Raw genomic sequence first — 16,915 nt, forward strand, 5'->3', positions numbered from 1 at the left:
TGGTAAATATCATAGTTATAGGAATACTTTTTGACATTTTCCTGTTGTCGTTACATAAATGGAACAAGGTAGTAATAATTACTATTACTACCTTGTTAACCATCTATTAATCTTGGTAATTAAATAGTGGGGCTATTTCATTACCTTAACTAATTGTCTCTATAACAACATAGCGATTATTTATTAGCGGGTTGGCTTACCTGAATAATTTCCGCCTGCAACAGGAGGAGTATCCAGTTTATGTGTTGATTGGTGGCATGCCCAGCATACTGCCATATTCGTGTATTTCTTGATTGAAGATCCACCGGCACTGACATCTTTCATGTATTCTTCAGCTTTTTGCTGTGTCCAGCCCATCTTGACATAGTCAGCGACGGTCTTGCCAGCAGTATCTTTTAACAGTGTAATATCAGTTCCGTGTGCATAGTGGCAGCTTGCACAGTTGCGGCCAGATTTGTAGCTGTTGGTTGTATGTGTATAGTGCCCATCCGCTCTTTGATTAGTTCTGGACTTCAGATAGTCTTCATGGCAGGTTGAACAGAAATCGGAATACACCCGTTGTGGAACATCCGGAAGGTCCTGATTAACAAATACAGGGCCTTTAGATTGATAAATTTTGAGGCCAGTTGGACCCGTGACAGCATTGAAATCTGCATAAGCAGGATCTTCGACTAGTTCCAGGTCAATTGCTTTTGTAGAATAGGTTTTGCCATTTACAGTTGTTTTCAATAACCGGTCATTTACAGAACCGTGTGGATTGTGGCAGCTTGAACATTGTAATTCTTCTTCGTTAGCAGTCAAAGCTCCAGGAGCGGAACCAATTGCAACAGTGCCTACATCATGCATGGAAGAACTTTTATGGCTGCTGTTAAACACACCAGCGCCGGAAGCCTTTTCTACATTATAAAAGCCAAGTGTTCCGTCATGGCAAGATAAGCACAAATCTGATTCTGTTTCTTCAAATTTCAATAGAGTTGCACTGTCCCCGTTGTGAGTGCTGTGACAGTTTCCGCAGGAGTTCGTGTTGTTTTGGAAATTACCATGTGTCCTGTGAGTTGCTTCATTCCCATTATTATCAATGGTTCCTACATTAATGCCAGGCGCTGGATTGCTTTTTGTGGGTGTAAAAGTCCCTTCAGCAGAAGCACCTGCAGCAAACACACTTAGTAGAATGAGCGTGAATAAAGCAGTGATGCTTACTCTTAGCTTGCTCATATTATTAACCTCCATATAAATCTCTCTCTTTTTTGGTATACATTTAACGTATTCTGATAGAAAACAAGGCAGCAATATTCATTACCGCCTTGTTATCCTATTAACTTTGTAAGCTAACAAATAGTGGGGCTATTTGCAGCTTGTTATCTGATATTAGCTTTTTCGTTGAATGTAGGAATCATCTTGTTATATCTAGTGCTCCATACCCAGTTCCAAAGCTCGCCAGTTCCAAGTGTTGGGTCACCTTTTTGTGCAGGCATTGGAGTATCAAGCGGATGGCTGGAAGTATGACAAGTCCAGCAAACTGCCATGTTAGTGTACTTCTTGTTAGCAGAGCCGCCAGCACTTACATCCTTCATGTACTCAGTAGCTCTTTCAGGAGTCCAACCTTTGCCGCCGTCAGCTACTGGCTTGGTGTAATCAGCAATTGTTTTACCAGCCGCATCCTTCAGAAGCGTAATGTCAGTACCATGAGCATAGTGGCAGCTTGCACAGTTACGTCCCTGTGAAGAACTGTTTGTTGTATGCGAATAGTGGCCAAGGGCAGTTTGTTTACCACTGCCAGTGTCATACGTATCATGGCAAGTTGAACAGAAATTCGCATAGGTCACTTTATCAGCATTCTCTTTAGGACCAATCGATTTAGTGATTTTCAATCCGGAATTTGTAGAGCTCTTGTTGATTTCTGCATAAGCAGGATCTTCAGTTAAAGCTAGCTTGATAGGTGTTGTAGAATACGTCACACCGGCTACAGTCATTTTTAACAAACGGTCGTTAGTGGAACCGTGTGGGTTGTGACAGCTAGAACACTGCAATTCTTCTGTAGAAGTTTTAGCATCTAATGCACCTGGAGCTGCAGCAATTGCTACTTCACCTACATTGTGCATTGAAGCACTTTCGTGTGATTCATTGAATGTACCAGCACCGGCGCCTTGGCCTTTAACATTGTAGAAGCCAAGAGTACCGTCATGGCAGGACATGCACAAATCAGATTCAGTTTCTTCAAACTTTAATAGTGTTGCACTATCACCATTATGTGTGCTGTGACAGTTACCACAAGAATTCGTGTTATTTTGGAAATTGCCATGCGTTCTGTGCTGATTCACTTCACCATTATTATCAATAGTTCCAACGTATATGTCTTCCGCCGGATTCCCTGGTGTTGGGGTAAATTCAGCAGATGCGACCGCTGCAAACACGCCCAGCATAATTAGCATGAAGAGCGCTGAAAAACCAATTTTGAACTTTCTCATCTCTCGTAACCTCCCGTTTCTTCTCTTTACTACAACTTGTATACACTGTACGGCTATCTGTTTCGCATCACCTCCTTAAAGAAAGTAATATATACATTTTTAGGTAGTGTCTGTTCCTGGTAATGGGAGATTACCATTTTCCGATGAGTTAAAATATGTTCTGCTTTAGTAAAAAACTGAGATTCTTAGATTGACAGTGTCGGTCACATAAATCGCACCACGATCATCGATGTAAAGGCCATTCGGAAGATAAAGTTGGCCATTTCCTGTTCCCATTCCACCCATGACTCTCACTTCATTTCCTTCGTCATCATATACATAAATGTTGTGTGATAGATTGCTTACGACATACACGTTGCCATCAGAATCAACACCTACACCCCTTGGATTAACAAACAGGGGAGCTCCTTCACCTTTTTCGGAGCCGTTAATGATACTTAGGAATTTACCGTCCTTGTCAAATATCTGGAGACGGTTATTACCAGAATCTGTTACGTAAATTTTATTATCACGATCCACCGCCACGGCATTAGGTGCAATAAATTTACCTTCTTCCTGGCCGGCCCCGCCTATTTCCATCAACTTCTTGCCTGTCAGATCGAATACAAACAGCTTGTTTTGTTTTATATCAGTCACATAAAGCTTTTTATCATATATCCGTAACCCGCCAGGAGCCTGCAGTAACTTTTCCTTGTCAGGAAAGTACCCAACAAATTTTCCTTTGGAGTCAAAAATTGAAATATTACCATTGTACAAATCAGCTACATATACATTTTCGTTGCTATCCCCGTCAATTCCATACGGAAACTGCAATTCTCCTTCCTTTGTACCTTCTTTGCCAAATTGGCTGACACTATTTCCAGACTGGTCAAACACTTGAATGTGTTTATTTTTTGAGTCCGTCACATAAATAAACTCACCTATTTTACTAACATCCATTGGTTTCCCTAGCGGTTTTTCAAAACTGCCATAAAAGGTTTGCCTGAATTCTGGTTCTCCACTTACAGGATTTGCAGCTGCAACCATCGGCTTTAACTTTGGACCAAGGTCTAACAAGGCGATGCCAAAGAATAAGGCAGCAGAAAGTACAACCATTGCGCTCATCCAAATGTATACAGTTGTCTTTTTCAATTCTAGTCATCTCCTATTAATTACTGTCGTTGCCTGCTAACCTGGCCAATGCTTCAGAAGCTGGTTTATAAAGCGGGTCAAAGCTTAAAGCCTTTTTGTAAAGCTCTTCAGCATCTGCAATATTTCCTTGATCCTCTGCTACTCTGCCAATCTCAAAAATAATATCGTTATTTACCGGCATTAATTTATCTGCTTCTTGAAGGGATTTTATAGCATCGTCATACATTTTTAACTTTCTGTAAACCATGCCTTCCAATAAAAATCCTTTATAATCCCTAGGTGCTAATTCAACAGCTTTATTTGCCTGTTTTAGTGCATCGTCATAACGCTCCTGGTCGTTATAAACAAGGCCAAGGTTAAAATATGCGCTAACGTTTTTCTTATCCAGATCTGTTGCTATCTGCAATTGTTTAATTGCATCATCACTTTTATCGACCAAATGCAATGAATATCCCAAATTAACACGATGTTCAGGATTATTTGGTTCCTTGCTTACCAGACCCTCATAATACGCTACTTGCTGGTCAAGCCTGCTTGTATCATTATCCCAAAAGTATTTATCACTTATTAGATATCCGCTTATTAGACTTATGAGCAGCGTTCCGATAATGAGAGATAATCCCTGGATTTTTGTAAAGCTGTTGTTTTTCATTTCTACACGTGATTCATTTGCTTCTTCGGGCTTGTTCGGGATTTTATGGGCCTCCATATGAATCCTCCTCACAAAAATTTAAACCGCGCTAGGCATTAAATAATCGTTCCCTTTAGTCCCTAGTCGTTCTATGGCAATTGGTACAAGTCTTTTTAACATGGCACTTATAGCAGGTTTCCTGAGGCTTTGTTACATTTCCTAATGGAACCGGATGGTTTTCACGCCACTTATTTTGATGTTTCATTTGGTGGCATGAAATACAATTGACCGTGTTATTTCCATCAGGTTGAGTTCTATTTGGGTCGTGGCAAGTATAGCACTTCTGTTCATTTTCACTGGCTTGTGTTCCATGGGTGCTGAAAAATGAATCCCTATGGCTTTCAGGCCGTTTATTATGGCAGTCCAAACAAAAGCTGTTTTCCTTTGCATATGTTCGTTCATCTTTATGGGACTGCTTACTTTCCGTTTTAAGATACTTATCCAAAGTTGACGTGTCTTCATAACCCTCCAACTTCGATGTCGACATTGGCCCGTGGCAGAAATTACAATCACTTAATTCAGCTTTCGCTAATTTTCCATGGTTTTTTGTTTTGAATCCGGCTACTTCATGACTTTCCGGTACCATGCCTGAAGAATGGCAGGTACTACATTCCGTTGAAATATTTCTGGATTTATGACAATCAATGCAGGTATCCATATCAGGCTTTGAAAATTTCAGATCTGCCATGGCTGCCTTACCCAACTCGGCATCCCATTTGTCATAATCTGTTTTAAATGTCATTTCCCTATCTGTAATCTTTCCATGTGCTATCCCCGTATGACACTGGGTACATTCAATTTCCTCATCATTGTGCTTATCATGAGGGATGATAATATCTCCAGAAACAGAGAATTCCCGATTGTAAACATTGTGACATTTTTCACATGTGCTGTTCGGTATTTCTTTTGTCATCCTAATGGGTGCTACATTACTGTCATCTTTGCTACCCAACGCGCTGACAATTAATTCTGCTTTATCCTTTGTGGTCTGCTTGACCCCAGGTTCTGTATGGCAATTAACGCAATCCACCTGAGCGTGGGATGATGCCTTCCACGTAAAGTATTGCGGCTTCATTTCGTGGCAGGAAGAGCAAAATCCGGAGCTGGATGTCGCCTCCAGCCCTACCAATCCAATTGAAAAGAATAGGGCTAGAAACAACAAGGTTATGGTTAGAATCTTAAAGATTTTATTGCGAAAACGGGGAAGGGCCGGCAGATCCTTTTTTTGTTCATCTTCCATCAAACTGACCCTCCAGTTCTATAGTAAGGATTAAGCTCCTTTTTTACCTTTGAAACCTGTCCTGTGGCAGAACTGGCAGTAAACATCTGTTGGTGCAGTTGACTTAACATCTTCAGCTGGTTTTTCATTGTCATGGCATACAAAGCATTCAGCCTTCGACTCGTTCGTTTTTGCTTTTCCAGAGTGTTTTGTCAGCCAGGAATCACTGTCTCCATGGCTTTCAGGGCGCTCCGCGTGGCAAGTGGAGCAGAATGCGCTCTCTCTTGATTTATCCTTGGCAACCTTGACGTTTGGAACATACTTTTCATCTTTTTCCTGATTGATTAGAGTCTTTATGTCCTGTTTCTCTATATCACGAATCCATTTTGAATCTTCGTGGCAATCCAGACACTGATTAAGCTCCTTAATAGCAGTTGCACCGTGCCCTTGATTCCATTTCTTATCCTGGTGATTTTCTGGAATAGAAATTTGCTTATGGCATGTCATACATTCCATTGAAAGTTCGACGTTTTCGGTTTGTTTTCCAAGAGCCTGCAGAATGATTTTCTGGGTCTTCTTGGTTGTTTCCTCACTGCCCTGAACTCCGGTCACAGTTGCTTCGTGGGGCTCCGCCACTGCTTCCTCTCCATTGCCTTTCTCTGTCGTTAAAGCCTTTTCTGATCCATGGCCGCTCTTTTTCCCAGGTGCTCCATGATTATTTACCGGAAGGCTGTATGCAATATTTTCCCAAGGTTTTTGCCCTTTGTTCACTTTGTCATGGCAGTCGATACAAGTTCCCATATTAGGATTGATGTATTCTTTTGTCATGAGCTTATCGACATTTTCTTCTGTCCAAAAATCGTATGTTTCAGAGCCGTTAATTCCTCGGTCTACAACCTTGCCATGGGCAACACCGGCATGGCATGTGATACAAGGAACACCTTCTTTAACGTGTCCTTTGTGGTTTACTTTCAGGTCTCCTGTTGCAGTTACAAGTCTGTTATCCGAGTGGCACTGGCCGCAGTTGACTTTCATGACCGGTACAGTCTGGACAATTGGATCCGGCGGACCAACAACGTGGTAGTACACTTCTTTCATTGATTCGATCTTGTGCAGGACCATGTTCTTCGCACCCGGTTCAATGTGGCACTGGGTACACTTGATTTCGCTGTGGGCACTCGCCTTGAATGTTTGGTATTCTGGGGCCATTTCATGGCAGCTGGCGCAAAAGCTTGGATTTGATGTGAAAGCAATTGCTCCATATACTGTTCCGCTCATAGCAATCAGCGCGAACAATAATGCGAAGCCTAATTTCCAGCGGTTGACTGGATTCTTCCAGTCTATATTCTTGATCTTGTGCCATTGTCTGCGTATTAGGCCTGTTTTCTTTTTACCTTCCCTTGTCTCTGTCTCAGGGCTAATTGTCTCTGTATTTTTGGATTTCCTCCAAAAGGCCACGCTGTTTCACCCTCTCTGTTTAAACTATCTACTTTTATTTCCATTTTTACCTCTCTAAAGGTAGTATCTAATATTCAGAGGTTATTTTCCAATGTACAATTTGTGAATAATTTTACGAAGATTGTCGTTGAATCCGGTTCGACAAACAAAGATTAAACGTTGATTTATCAAGGTTTTATTTTATAACATAGAGGTAGTGGTAAGTTGGTTCATACTAATAAAAATAAAATATATTGCATAAATATCCAAATATCATGCGATTTTAAAGCGTTTTTTTGCATACGATTACATAATTCAGCAAAAGAAAGTTGTGAGGAAATTATGAGTATCACATGAAGAATTTATGTGGAAGTGGTGTGAAACTTGTGAGGAAGATGTGAAGAAAGTATGAACAGAGGAAAAACAATGAATTTCCCCATTGCTTTTCCATTCTCCTGGTATCTTTAGTTAAAGTCTCCCAAGAAGCCGGTATTATGGCAATATTCACAATACACATCAGTTGGCGCCTTTATCTCTTCTTTAGGGAGTAGTTTCTCAATATCATGGCATACAGCACATTGAGCCTTTTGCTGATTTGTCTTGGCGGAAGGAGCGTGTCCCTTCAGCCATAATCCGCTCTCCCCGTGGCTTGGGGGCCTGTTTCCATGGCATGTATTACAGAAGTCATTATTTCTCGCTTTTTCTTTAGCATTTGCTAGCGATGAAGTGTAATCATTTCTTCCATCATCATTCAAAAGTAAGGTTAAGCTTATGCGTGAGAATGACTTAATTTTTATCTGTTTACATTATTTTCGAGACGTCCGAATCAGTATGCCTTCGGTTGTCACTGCTTGGCTGAAGTGGTAAGATGGTAAAAGAAATTGCCGAAATGTTTTTACAGGAATTTACTAGAAGATAACGAATTCTTTTTTCTTATGGATTGGAATGTATATATAGAAGGAGCGTAACGATGGGCATCTTAAATAAACTGTTTGATATGAACAAACGCGAAATCAAGAAGCTTACAAAAATTGCTGACCGGATCGAGGCACTTGCCGACGAAACGGAAAAGCTGACTGATGACCAGCTCCGCGAAAAGACGGAGGAGTTCAAAAAGCGCTATCAAAATGGTGAATCACTGGATGATTTGCTTGTCGAGGCGTTTGCGGTTGTCCGTGAAGGTGCGAGGCGCGTTCTCGGCCTTTATCCATACCACGTCCAGCTAATGGGCGGTGTTTCCCTGCACGAAGGGAACATTTCTGAAATGAAGACTGGTGAAGGTAAGACTTTGACAGCAACCATGCCGGTTTACTTAAATGCTATTTCCGGCAAGGGCGTCCATGTTATCACGGTGAACGAATACCTGGCGAGCCGGGATGCGACCGAGATGGGACAGCTTTACAATTTCCTGGGTCTCTCTGTAGGCCTGAACCTGAACAGCATGACAAAAGAAGAAAAGCAGGAAGCCTACGCAGCTGATATTACCTATGGTACTAACAACGAGTTCGGCTTTGACTATCTTCGCGACAACATGGTTCTTTATAAGGAACAAAAGGTCCAGCGCCCACTTTTTTATGCGGTCATAGACGAAGTTGACTCCATATTAATTGATGAAGCGCGGACTCCGCTGATTATTTCCGGAACTGCTCAAAAGTCGACTTCTCTCTACATCCAGGCGAATGCATTTGTCCGGACGCTAACTAAGGATGAAGATTATACGTACGACGAAAAGACAAAAGGCGTTATGCTGACTGAGCAGGGGATTTCCAAATCAGAACGAGCTTTTGGGATTGAAAATCTCTTCGATATCAATCATGTAACATTGAATCACCATATCAATCAGGCATTGAAGGCAAACGTCTCGATGCATCTTGATGTGGATTATGTTGTACAGGACGGCGAAATCGTTATTGTTGACCAATTCACCGGCCGCTTGATGAAAGGCCGCCGTTATTCCGAAGGCCTTCACCAAGCTATAGAGGCAAAAGAAGGTCTGGAAGTTCAAAACGAGAGTATGACTCTTGCGACCATCACCTTCCAGAACTACTTCCGTATGTACGAAAAGCTCGCCGGAATGACAGGGACGGCTAAGACTGAGGAAGAGGAATTCCGCAATATTTATAATATGAACGTTGTCGTTATTCCGACGAACCGCCCAATTGTCCGTGATGACCGTGCGGATTTGATTTACGCAACGATGGATGGTAAGTTCCGTGCTGTTGTCGAGGACATTGCCGAACGCAATAAAAAAGGCCAGCCTGTCCTAGTCGGCACGGTTGCAATTGAAACTTCAGAATTGATCTCGAAGTACCTGCAAAAAAAGGGGATCAAACACAACGTCCTGAATGCGAAAAACCATGGACGTGAAGCAGAGATTATTGCTGAAGCCGGCCAAAGCGGCTCGGTTACAATTGCAACCAACATGGCAGGCCGAGGTACCGATATCAAGCTTGGCGAAGGTGTAAAGGAAGTTGGAGGTCTTGCCGTTATCGGTACAGAACGCCACGAATCACGCCGGATTGATAACCAGCTGCGCGGACGTTCAGGCCGTCAAGGAGATCCGGGTGTTACTCAATTCTATTTATCGATGGAAGACGAGCTAATGCGCCGTTTTGGATCTGATAATATGAAGGCCATGATGGAACGGCTTGGCATGGATGATTCCCAGCCGATTCAAAGCAAAATGGTTTCTCGCGCGGTCGAGTCAGCTCAAAAACGGGTTGAAGGAAATAACTTTGACGCCCGTAAGCAGCTCCTTCAGTACGATGACGTATTGCGCCAGCAACGTGAAATCATTTACAAGCAGCGTAATGACGTTCTTGAAGCGGAAAATCTACGCAGCATCGTAGAGAACATGATTAAATCGTCAATCGAGCGTGCAGTGGATTCCCATGCGCCACGTGGCGGGGATGAAGAGGGTTGGAACCTGGATGCGCTTGTCGATTGGGTACATGCCAACCTGCTTCGCGAAGGCGACATAACAATTGATGACCTGAAGGGCAAGTTCCAGGATGAAATGGTGGAAACCATTTTTGCTAAGGTAATTGAGCGCTATAATGAGAAGGAAGAAGTGCTTTCATCAGAGCAAATGCGTGAGTTTGAAAAAGTTATCGTACTTCGTGCGGTCGATTCAAAATGGATGGACCACATTGATGCGATGGACCAGCTCCGCCAGGGCATTCACCTTCGTGCCTACGCTCAGACCGACCCGCTTCGCGAATACCAGCATGAAGGCTATGCAATGTTTGAGAACATGGTTGTCTCAATCGAGGATGAAGCAGCCCGTTACATTATGAAGGCAGAAATCCGCAATAACCTGGAGCGCCAGGAAGTTGCCAAGGGCGTTGCTGTCAATCCGAAGGCAGACGGGGAAGCCAGCAAGAAAAAGCCTGTCACCAAACAGGTTGACATCGGGCGCAATGATCCATGCTACTGTGGAAGCGGCAAGAAATATAAAAACTGCCACGGGGCTTAATATATTTAAAAAGGAGCGGGCCTGTGCCTGCTCCTTTTTAACATCAATTTGAATTATACCCTTAAAAAAACCCGGTTCCTTTTCGGGAACCGGATTTGCTATTATTCATTAATGAGCTTCAATCAAGCCGTAACGGCCGTCGTGGCGCTTATAGACAACGTTTGTACGGTTTGTTTCAGCATTTGTGAAAACATAGAAACTATGGCCAAGCATGTTCATTTGAAGAATTGCTTCCTCACTGTCCATCGGCTTCAGTTCGAAGCTCTTCTGACGGACCACCTCAAGCTCATCTTCTTCGTCAAAAGTTGCAACCTGAGAGTTCTCACCATTGGCAAACATTGCAGCAAAATCGCCTTTTTCACGGAACTTACGGTTCACTTTCGTTTTATGTTTGCGGATTTGGCGTTCAAGCTTATCAGTAATCAAGTCAATTGCGGCATACATATCTTCATGGCCTTCCTCGGCGCGGAGGACGAGGTGCGGCATCGGGATGGTTACTTCTACTTTGGATGTTTTATCCTGGAACACCTTCAGGTTTACATTGACATTCGCTTGCGGTGTTTCGGTAAAATACCTTTCTAGCTTGGAAATCTTCCTTTCCACGTACTCACGTATTGCTGGAGTTACTTCAATGTTTTCACCACGAATATTGAAATTCATGTGAAACGCCTCCTTTTGTTAAGACTATGTAAACTATATTCTCTTCTACCCTATGAGAATCCTTCTAAAACAGAACAAAAAGTTTGTCGAATCTATGACAAAAGCAACAGCCAAATAGTGACAACCCTTCCCCAATGGGCTTCAAAGGTGATTTAGGCGCTAAATGATGAAGCAAATTTTGTCGAAATGTCTTTGCTGAACCATGACAATTACCCCCTCGCAATTGTAAATGAGATGATTTCCCTTGCCCCTGCCTCCTTCAAACATTTTGCGGCATGACGGAGGGTTGAGCCGGTTGTGTAAATATCGTCGACAAGCAGCACCCTTTTCCCGCCCAGGCTGCCTTGATCCACCAGATTGAACACATGGGGTAAATGTATTCGTTCCTTTCGGGATTTCTTTGACTGCTTTTCAGCATGCTCCCTGCTTAAGAGCGCTGACCACTTAATTCCAGCCTCATGCAAGATGGCCTCTGACTGGTTAAAACCCCTTTCATAAAGCCGTTCATCGCTTAGCGGAATTGGAACAATCCTATCCGCTTTCAATGAACGTATAACTTTGGCAACTTCATAGGAAAATGCCTTTGCAATTTGATAATCGCCACGATATTTAAACTTGGCAACTACTTCTTTAAAAAACTCGTTATAAACATATATCGATTTATTTTGATAAAGCAGTCCCGCCCATTCCGGATCCCGCTCCCAGCGGTGGCAATCATGGCATAGGTCTCCAGTGCGGAAATTTTGAGCCTTGCCAGTGAACAACCTGCCACAAATCCTGCACACTTCCCCTTTTATCGGCTCCAGCTTCGAAAAACAAGATTTGCATATTTCCACCTCCTTTGAGGCTGAAAACAAAACTGTCCAGCTTGGTTCTTCACCGGTCTTGCCACTGCAAAGTACACATCGCTCATTAATAAATAACATTTCTTCATCCCTTTATAGTATGCCCTGATTATCCCAACGAATCCTTGATAAGCCCCTTAACTTTTGCCTCTTTGTTCATCATTTGAATTTGGATTTTGGCCCTCTCCATGGCAATGGTTTTCCCAAAATGAAAATAGGTAACATCTCCTTCCGGATGAGCCGCGCTCCTCCCAGTCCGTCCGGCAATTTGGACAAGCGCGCTCTCAGTAAATATCCGGTCCTCAGCTCCAATTACGGCAACATCGATATTGGCCAGCGTCACACCGCGTTCCAGGATAGTCGTAGTTAATAAAATTGGAATAGATCCCGAGCGAGCATTGCCAACCTTTCCTTTTCGATCAGGGTCTTCAGCGTGGACTGACTGGATGGCAGGATTTATTTTTTGTAAAATAGGCAAGGCCGTCTGCATGGATTCTATATGCGGGAAAAAGACAAGTGCCTGTTTCTTGGCCGAAAGCCTTTTTTCAATCCAGCGAAGACATTCAGAAGGCAGTTTTCCTTTTTGAAGCTGACTCTTCCAATTGCCGCACCAGCGGAATTCAGGAACCGGGAGAGGATTACGGTGAAAACGGGCTGGAATAGTGATATGGGCACGCCTGCCAGACCTGCATTCCCGCTGCCACTTCCTGCTCGGTGTCGCTGTCAGAAATATAGTCGATGATATAGGCTTCCGCGCCTTTTCTGCTGCATATTGAAGTGCTTCATCTGCTGTATAAGGAAACGCATCGACCTCATCAATAACCATCGTGTCAAATGCGTAGTGAAAACGAAGAAGCTGGTGTGTTGTCGTAATTGTAAGCTGTGAATATGTATGGCGGTCCTCGCTCCCTCCATAGAGCGAAGCAATTTTTATAGAAGGGAAAGCAGCCTGGAGGCGCGGGGTAAGCTCATGGACAACATCCGTACGCGGTGTTGCAATGCATACTCGTTTCTGGTCTTTAAGTGCAGCCTCAATCGGTTCAAATAGAAGCTCAGTTTTTCCAGCTCCGCAAACTGCCCAGATTAAAAGGCTTGAATTTTGCTGGACCGCTTCGATTGCGCTATTCGAAGCAATTCGCTGGCCGGCAGAAAGCGTCCCACTCCATTCAAGGATTTTTTTAGGAGGGTCGAAATGAGGTGGCGGGCCGGCCCAGCTGATCAATGGCGTGCATTCCGTGATGCGGCCCATCATAATGCAGTTGCGGCAATAGGTACACCTCTCCCCGCACCTGGTACAGGGGAAGGAAGCGAATAGCTTTGGATCCTTGTTGCCGCACCTCGCACAGACAGGATGACCTGCCTTTCCCACTATCCCTTTTCTATATTGGACATAGCCATTTTCATAATGCTGATGGATATCTTGTAAGGAGAATTCCAGGTCATCGAGAAGCAGCTGTTTGCCTGTTAGGATGGATTGAAGCTCAGGGTTGGGTTTAAAAAGGGAGTTTGGCTGCGGCTGCGGAATTGACGTAAGATCGGTGATTCTTTTTGAGCCGGACGGGAATTGCGGAATTCCTGACTTGAGATAGGTTGGAAGAGTCGGAGTTATGAGATTGTTTTCTAGCGTGAACCTCATTGGGTGCCCTCGAGTTGTTTTTTTAGTAGTAATAAAGGGTCTGCCAGAATCTCTCTTACATTATCAGGCCTATGGTAATTGCGGCCCTTTCCACTTCCTGAAATAGGGAGCCTTAACCCCCTTAAAAAGTGGGTAATATGATGGCGTTCCGGAAAACCCAAAAATACTCTTAGCTTCGAATTTGTGGCAGTCGGCTCACAAAGCAGGAAGTAATCGATCACTTTTATTAAATAAGGTTCCTGGAAATCTTTCTTACATGTTGAACAATGAGCTCTCCCCCTGGCATAAGTCATTTGGGTAAAACAATGGGGGCATGTTACTCCATCCGGCAAGTCTTTCCTCGTTAAATTAAACTCAGGCAGGATGCTTTTTTCATAGGGTGTGTTTAGAGTGAGAAGGTATTTACAGATTTCCTGGGCTTGCTTGTCAGTGATTACTTCCTTTTGATAGAACCTTTCCAAATGAAATATTTTATGTGCCATGGAATATGCATGGCCTATCCTGTCTGGTTTTTCAGTATTAGTCTGTAATTTGGTTTTTGGGCTGGCAATTGAAATGAGGTAATCAAACGGAAGGTCTGGAAAGTATGTTGTTAGTAGGGATTTTAGTTTGATGATGATATTTTCAGCTTGGGCAATTGGGTCTTCAAAAGCTTCTTCAGTATCTCCATCCATACGGATTAGCTGGTTAAAAACACCGTCAAAAAAGAGGATTCCTTTGAAGTTTTTAGATTCAATGACCAAGCAATATCTTCGAGTTAGGATGAGGCAATCGATTTGGAAGTAATCATCTTTGAAGGGAAGCCGGAGGTCATTAACGATGTAGTAATTCTCATTAGGCAGGAGTTTCAGATAGTAATCCAATTGGGTTTCTCCCCAGTATCCGGCTTTTCGGCGGGAAAGCTCACCTTCAATTGCTGATTGTTTCGGATTCTCTTTGGGAATGTTTCTCAGCAGTGCTTCCAGCTGGAGAATCTTTAAAGGGATTTTTCTTTCATTCACTCTCAAAAATTATCCTCCTTTCTGTTATTGTCACTTTCTTTAGGTAGTAGGTAATTTCCTGCTATACTTTTAATCGTTTTGTGAAAAAAATGTGAACTCTAGTAAGATAGTATATTGGCGTGCTATTAACTCGCCAGATTATATACATACTATTTCGATTTTATGAATACTTTTTTGAATATATGAATACTTTCTAGATTTTATGAACACATTTTCGATTTTATGAAGACTTTTTTGAATTCTAGTCCGATTCGTCCAAGTGTAAAGAAGTCCGCGTAGCGTTTTGATACTTCCCACTTTAGTTCATTTTTGCCGCAGATGCTGTGGCGGTTGACTTCTTCGACTTCCTTTTTGATGAGGGCGAGCCCTGCCTGTTTTTCTTTCTCGGGCAAGAGGAGCAGGTCGGTGGATGAAATAATACCAAATCATAAACCATATAATCACCCTCATTTTAATGGACTTGTATAAATCCTTTCTCTTCCATTTTGGCAAAGATTGGGTAAATGTGGGTCTTTTGGAATGAAACTTAACGAAATGTTCAAGACTTCACAAACTTGAGTGATAAATCTCTCATCGCAGATTCTGCAAATTAACCCAAATGTACTCATTAAATAAAACTTTCTTAACGCCAAAAAAACAGGCCATCCCAAAAGAGATGGCCTTACCAAACTATCTTTTTTTATACCAGCCTAACCCCATGGCACCTTCGCCCAAATGGGTGCCGATAACCGGACCGAAATAGCTTACCGTGAACCTTACTTGTGGAAGATTGGTTTCAAGCTCAGTCTTCCAAGCAATTGCCTCTGCTTCACGATTGGCATGGATAATGACTGCCTCGTATTCACCTTCAGCAGCCGTTGCCTCTGTTAGAAGCTCGACAATTCGGTTCATAGCTTTTTTTCGTGTACGGATTTTTTCAAAAGGAACAATCATTTTATCCTCAAAATGAAGAAGCGGCTTTACCTGAAGCAGGCTGCCTATCAAGGCCTGGGCACTTGAGAGCCGGCCGCCGCGCTGAAGATGGGAAAGGTCATCCACCATAAAGTAGGCCCGCATGGACTTTTTCATTTCATCAAGGCGATTCATGATTGCCTCCGGATTTTCACCGCGATTAGCCAATTCAGCTGCTTCAATGGCATAAAAGCCTTGCACCATGCAGCTGATTTCTGAATCGAATGGGTACAAAGCAATCTCATCCACCATTGACCCTGCAGTGACCGCCCCCTGGAACGTACCGCTAATTCCGCTTGATAAATGGATGCTGATGACGGCATCATATTCTTTGCCCAGCTGATCAAAAAGCTCAACAAACAGCCCAATTGGCGGCTGAGAAGTAGTGGGCAGATCTTTTGTTTTCACTTCTTCATAAAAATCTGCTGCAGTGATTTCAACTTCCTCCTGGTACGCCTCTGTACCAAAGATAACATTCAAGGGGATCATATGTATGTTCAATTGTTCGCGTAATTCCTTCGGTATGTATGCTGTACTATCTGTTACAACAGCCGTTTTCATATAAGTACCATCCTCGCTCAATTATCTATCTTTATATTGTAGCGTAAGCAGGGTGAGATTGCACCTTCCTTTGTAAGAGGCAACTCGGTTAATTTCCGCTTTTTTCCAATTTGGAAAATAGAACTAGCACAGGGAATCCCCCGTGCTAGTTCTACCTGACCTCAACCCAGCCGTTTTTAATGGCAACTACTACAGCCTGTGTCCGGTCGTTTACATTCATTTTTTGTAAAATATTGCTGACATGGTTTTTCACAGTCTTTTCACTAATAAACAAGGCTTCGCCAATTCCGCGATTGCTTTTTCCATCAGCCAGCATTTGCAGAACTTCGCATTCCCTCCGTGTCAAAAGATGGAGCGGTCTTCTGATCTCTGTTTGCTGCAAACCAGCAGCCACACTTTCCTCGGCTGCACCTACAAGCCGGCGGTATTCATTGACAAGATTATGCGTCACCCTTGGATGGAGATAGGAACCGCCAGCTGCTACGACTTTAACAGCATCTACGAGGGCATCGGCATCCATTTCCTTAAGCAAGTAGCCTCTCGCCCCAGTCTGTAAGGCATGCATAACATAATTTTCATCATCATGGATAGAAAGGATAATAATTTTCGTTTCAGGATAGCGTTCCATGGCAAGCGCGGTTGCTTCTACACCATTCAGCGTTGGCATGTTGATGTCCATGATCACAACATCAGGGTCATGTTCCTTGATCAAGTCAAGGGCGCTTGTCCCATCGTCCCCTTCGGCAACCACCTCAAAGGATTTTTCAAATTCAAGAATTCTTTTTACTCCTTCACGAAAAAGCTGGTGGTCATCTATAATGACAATCTTAGTTTTCATTC

Annotated in this window: 13 protein-coding genes; 1 reads left to right on the forward strand and 12 read right to left on the reverse strand. The window is 43.1% G+C overall.

Annotated features, from left to right (window positions below; genetic code table 11):
• Positions 1 to 183: 183 nt before the first annotated feature.
• The 6 genes from TY16_RS01615 to TY16_RS01640 form a co-directional block, all read right to left on the reverse strand.
• Positions 184 to 1,215: a cytochrome c3 family protein gene (locus TY16_RS01615; protein ID WP_043929944.1), complete on the reverse strand. Its 1,032-nt coding sequence runs from the start codon at positions 1,213 to 1,215 to the stop codon at positions 184 to 186.
• Between the two features lie 143 nt (positions 1,216 to 1,358).
• Entirely contained in the window at positions 1,359 to 2,468 is a 1,110-nt protein-coding gene (locus TY16_RS01620; protein WP_043929945.1) for a cytochrome c3 family protein, read from the reverse strand.
• A 165-nt stretch (positions 2,469 to 2,633) separates the two neighbouring features.
• Positions 2,634 to 3,599 (reverse strand): 6-bladed beta-propeller, encoded by a 966-nt coding sequence (locus TY16_RS01625; protein WP_043929947.1) that lies wholly within the window; start codon positions 3,597 to 3,599, stop codon positions 2,634 to 2,636.
• A 16-nt stretch (positions 3,600 to 3,615) separates the two neighbouring features.
• Entirely contained in the window at positions 3,616 to 4,308 is a 693-nt protein-coding gene (locus tag TY16_RS01630; protein ID WP_043929948.1) for a tetratricopeptide repeat protein, read from the reverse strand.
• 55 nt (positions 4,309 to 4,363) lie between these two features.
• Positions 4,364 to 5,530 (reverse strand): NapC/NirT family cytochrome c, encoded by a 1,167-nt coding sequence (locus TY16_RS01635; protein ID WP_043929949.1) that lies wholly within the window; start codon positions 5,528 to 5,530, stop codon positions 4,364 to 4,366.
• A 30-nt stretch (positions 5,531 to 5,560) separates the two neighbouring features.
• Entirely contained in the window at positions 5,561 to 6,967 is a 1,407-nt protein-coding gene (locus TY16_RS01640; protein WP_043929951.1) for a cytochrome c3 family protein, read from the reverse strand.
• Positions 6,968 to 7,916: 949 nt separating this feature from the next.
• Between TY16_RS01640 and secA the strand changes: the two genes are divergently transcribed.
• Complete coding sequence (gene secA / locus TY16_RS01645; RefSeq protein WP_043929952.1) at positions 7,917 to 10,421, forward strand: preprotein translocase subunit SecA; 2,505 nt, start codon at positions 7,917 to 7,919, stop codon at positions 10,419 to 10,421.
• A 108-nt stretch (positions 10,422 to 10,529) separates the two neighbouring features.
• Here secA and hpf read toward each other — a convergent pair whose 3' ends face one another.
• From hpf to TY16_RS01675, 6 genes are all read right to left on the reverse strand, one after another.
• On the reverse strand, positions 10,530 to 11,081 hold the full coding sequence (hpf, locus tag TY16_RS01650; RefSeq protein ID WP_043929954.1) for a ribosome hibernation-promoting factor, HPF/YfiA family: 552 nt from the start codon (positions 11,079 to 11,081) through the stop codon (positions 10,530 to 10,532).
• A gap of 209 nt (positions 11,082 to 11,290) precedes the next feature.
• Positions 11,291 to 12,007 (reverse strand): ComF family protein, encoded by a 717-nt coding sequence (locus TY16_RS01655; RefSeq protein ID WP_043929956.1) that lies wholly within the window; start codon positions 12,005 to 12,007, stop codon positions 11,291 to 11,293.
• A 28-nt stretch (positions 12,008 to 12,035) separates the two neighbouring features.
• Positions 12,036 to 13,562 (reverse strand): DEAD/DEAH box helicase, encoded by a 1,527-nt coding sequence (locus TY16_RS01660; protein ID WP_052342556.1) that lies wholly within the window; start codon positions 13,560 to 13,562, stop codon positions 12,036 to 12,038.
• Positions 13,559 to 14,563, reverse strand: a complete 1,005-nt coding sequence (locus TY16_RS01665) for a nuclease-related domain-containing protein (RefSeq protein ID WP_231505673.1) — start codon at positions 14,561 to 14,563, stop codon at positions 13,559 to 13,561. The genes TY16_RS01660 and TY16_RS01665 overlap by 4 nt, the downstream gene beginning before the upstream one ends.
• A gap of 669 nt (positions 14,564 to 15,232) precedes the next feature.
• The gene (locus TY16_RS01670) at positions 15,233 to 16,075 is read right to left on the reverse strand and encodes a DegV family protein (protein WP_043929959.1); all 843 of its coding nucleotides are present in this window, start codon (positions 16,073 to 16,075) and stop codon (positions 15,233 to 15,235) included.
• 151 nt (positions 16,076 to 16,226) lie between these two features.
• Positions 16,227 to 16,913, reverse strand: a complete 687-nt coding sequence (locus TY16_RS01675; RefSeq protein ID WP_043929961.1) for a response regulator — start codon at positions 16,911 to 16,913, stop codon at positions 16,227 to 16,229.
• Positions 16,914 to 16,915 lie beyond the last annotated feature (2 nt).

The sequence above is a fragment of the Bacillus sp. EB01 genome, assembly GCF_000613125.1.
Lineage (GTDB): Bacteria > Bacillota > Bacilli > Bacillales > Cytobacillaceae > Bacillus_D.

Bases quoted from the DNA above. Each gene is read 5' to 3' on its own strand.
- TY16_RS01615 (WP_043929944.1), bottom strand. From the start codon at position 1,215: ATGAGCAAGCTAAGAGTAAGCATCACTGCTTTATTCACGCTCATTCTA.
- TY16_RS01620 (WP_043929945.1), bottom strand. From the start codon at position 2,468: ATGAGAAAGTTCAAAATTGGTTTTTCAGCGCTCTTCATGCTAATTATG.
- TY16_RS01630 (WP_043929948.1), bottom strand. From the start codon at position 4,308: ATGGAGGCCCATAAAATCCCGAACAAGCCCGAAGAAGCAAATGAATCA.
- TY16_RS01635 (WP_043929949.1), bottom strand. From the start codon at position 5,530: ATGGAAGATGAACAAAAAAAGGATCTGCCGGCCCTTCCCCGTTTTCGC.
- secA (WP_043929952.1), top strand. From the start codon at position 7,917: ATGGGCATCTTAAATAAACTGTTTGATATGAACAAACGCGAAATCAAG.
- hpf (WP_043929954.1), bottom strand. From the start codon at position 11,081: ATGAATTTCAATATTCGTGGTGAAAACATTGAAGTAACTCCAGCAATA.
- TY16_RS01655 (WP_043929956.1), bottom strand. From the start codon at position 12,007: ATGTTATTTATTAATGAGCGATGTGTACTTTGCAGTGGCAAGACCGGT.
- TY16_RS01660 (WP_052342556.1), bottom strand. From the start codon at position 13,562: ATGAGGTTCACGCTAGAAAACAATCTCATAACTCCGACTCTTCCAACC.
- TY16_RS01670 (WP_043929959.1), bottom strand. From the start codon at position 16,075: ATGAAAACGGCTGTTGTAACAGATAGTACAGCATACATACCGAAGGAA.
- TY16_RS01675 (WP_043929961.1), bottom strand. From the start codon at position 16,913: ATGAAAACTAAGATTGTCATTATAGATGACCACCAGCTTTTTCGTGAA.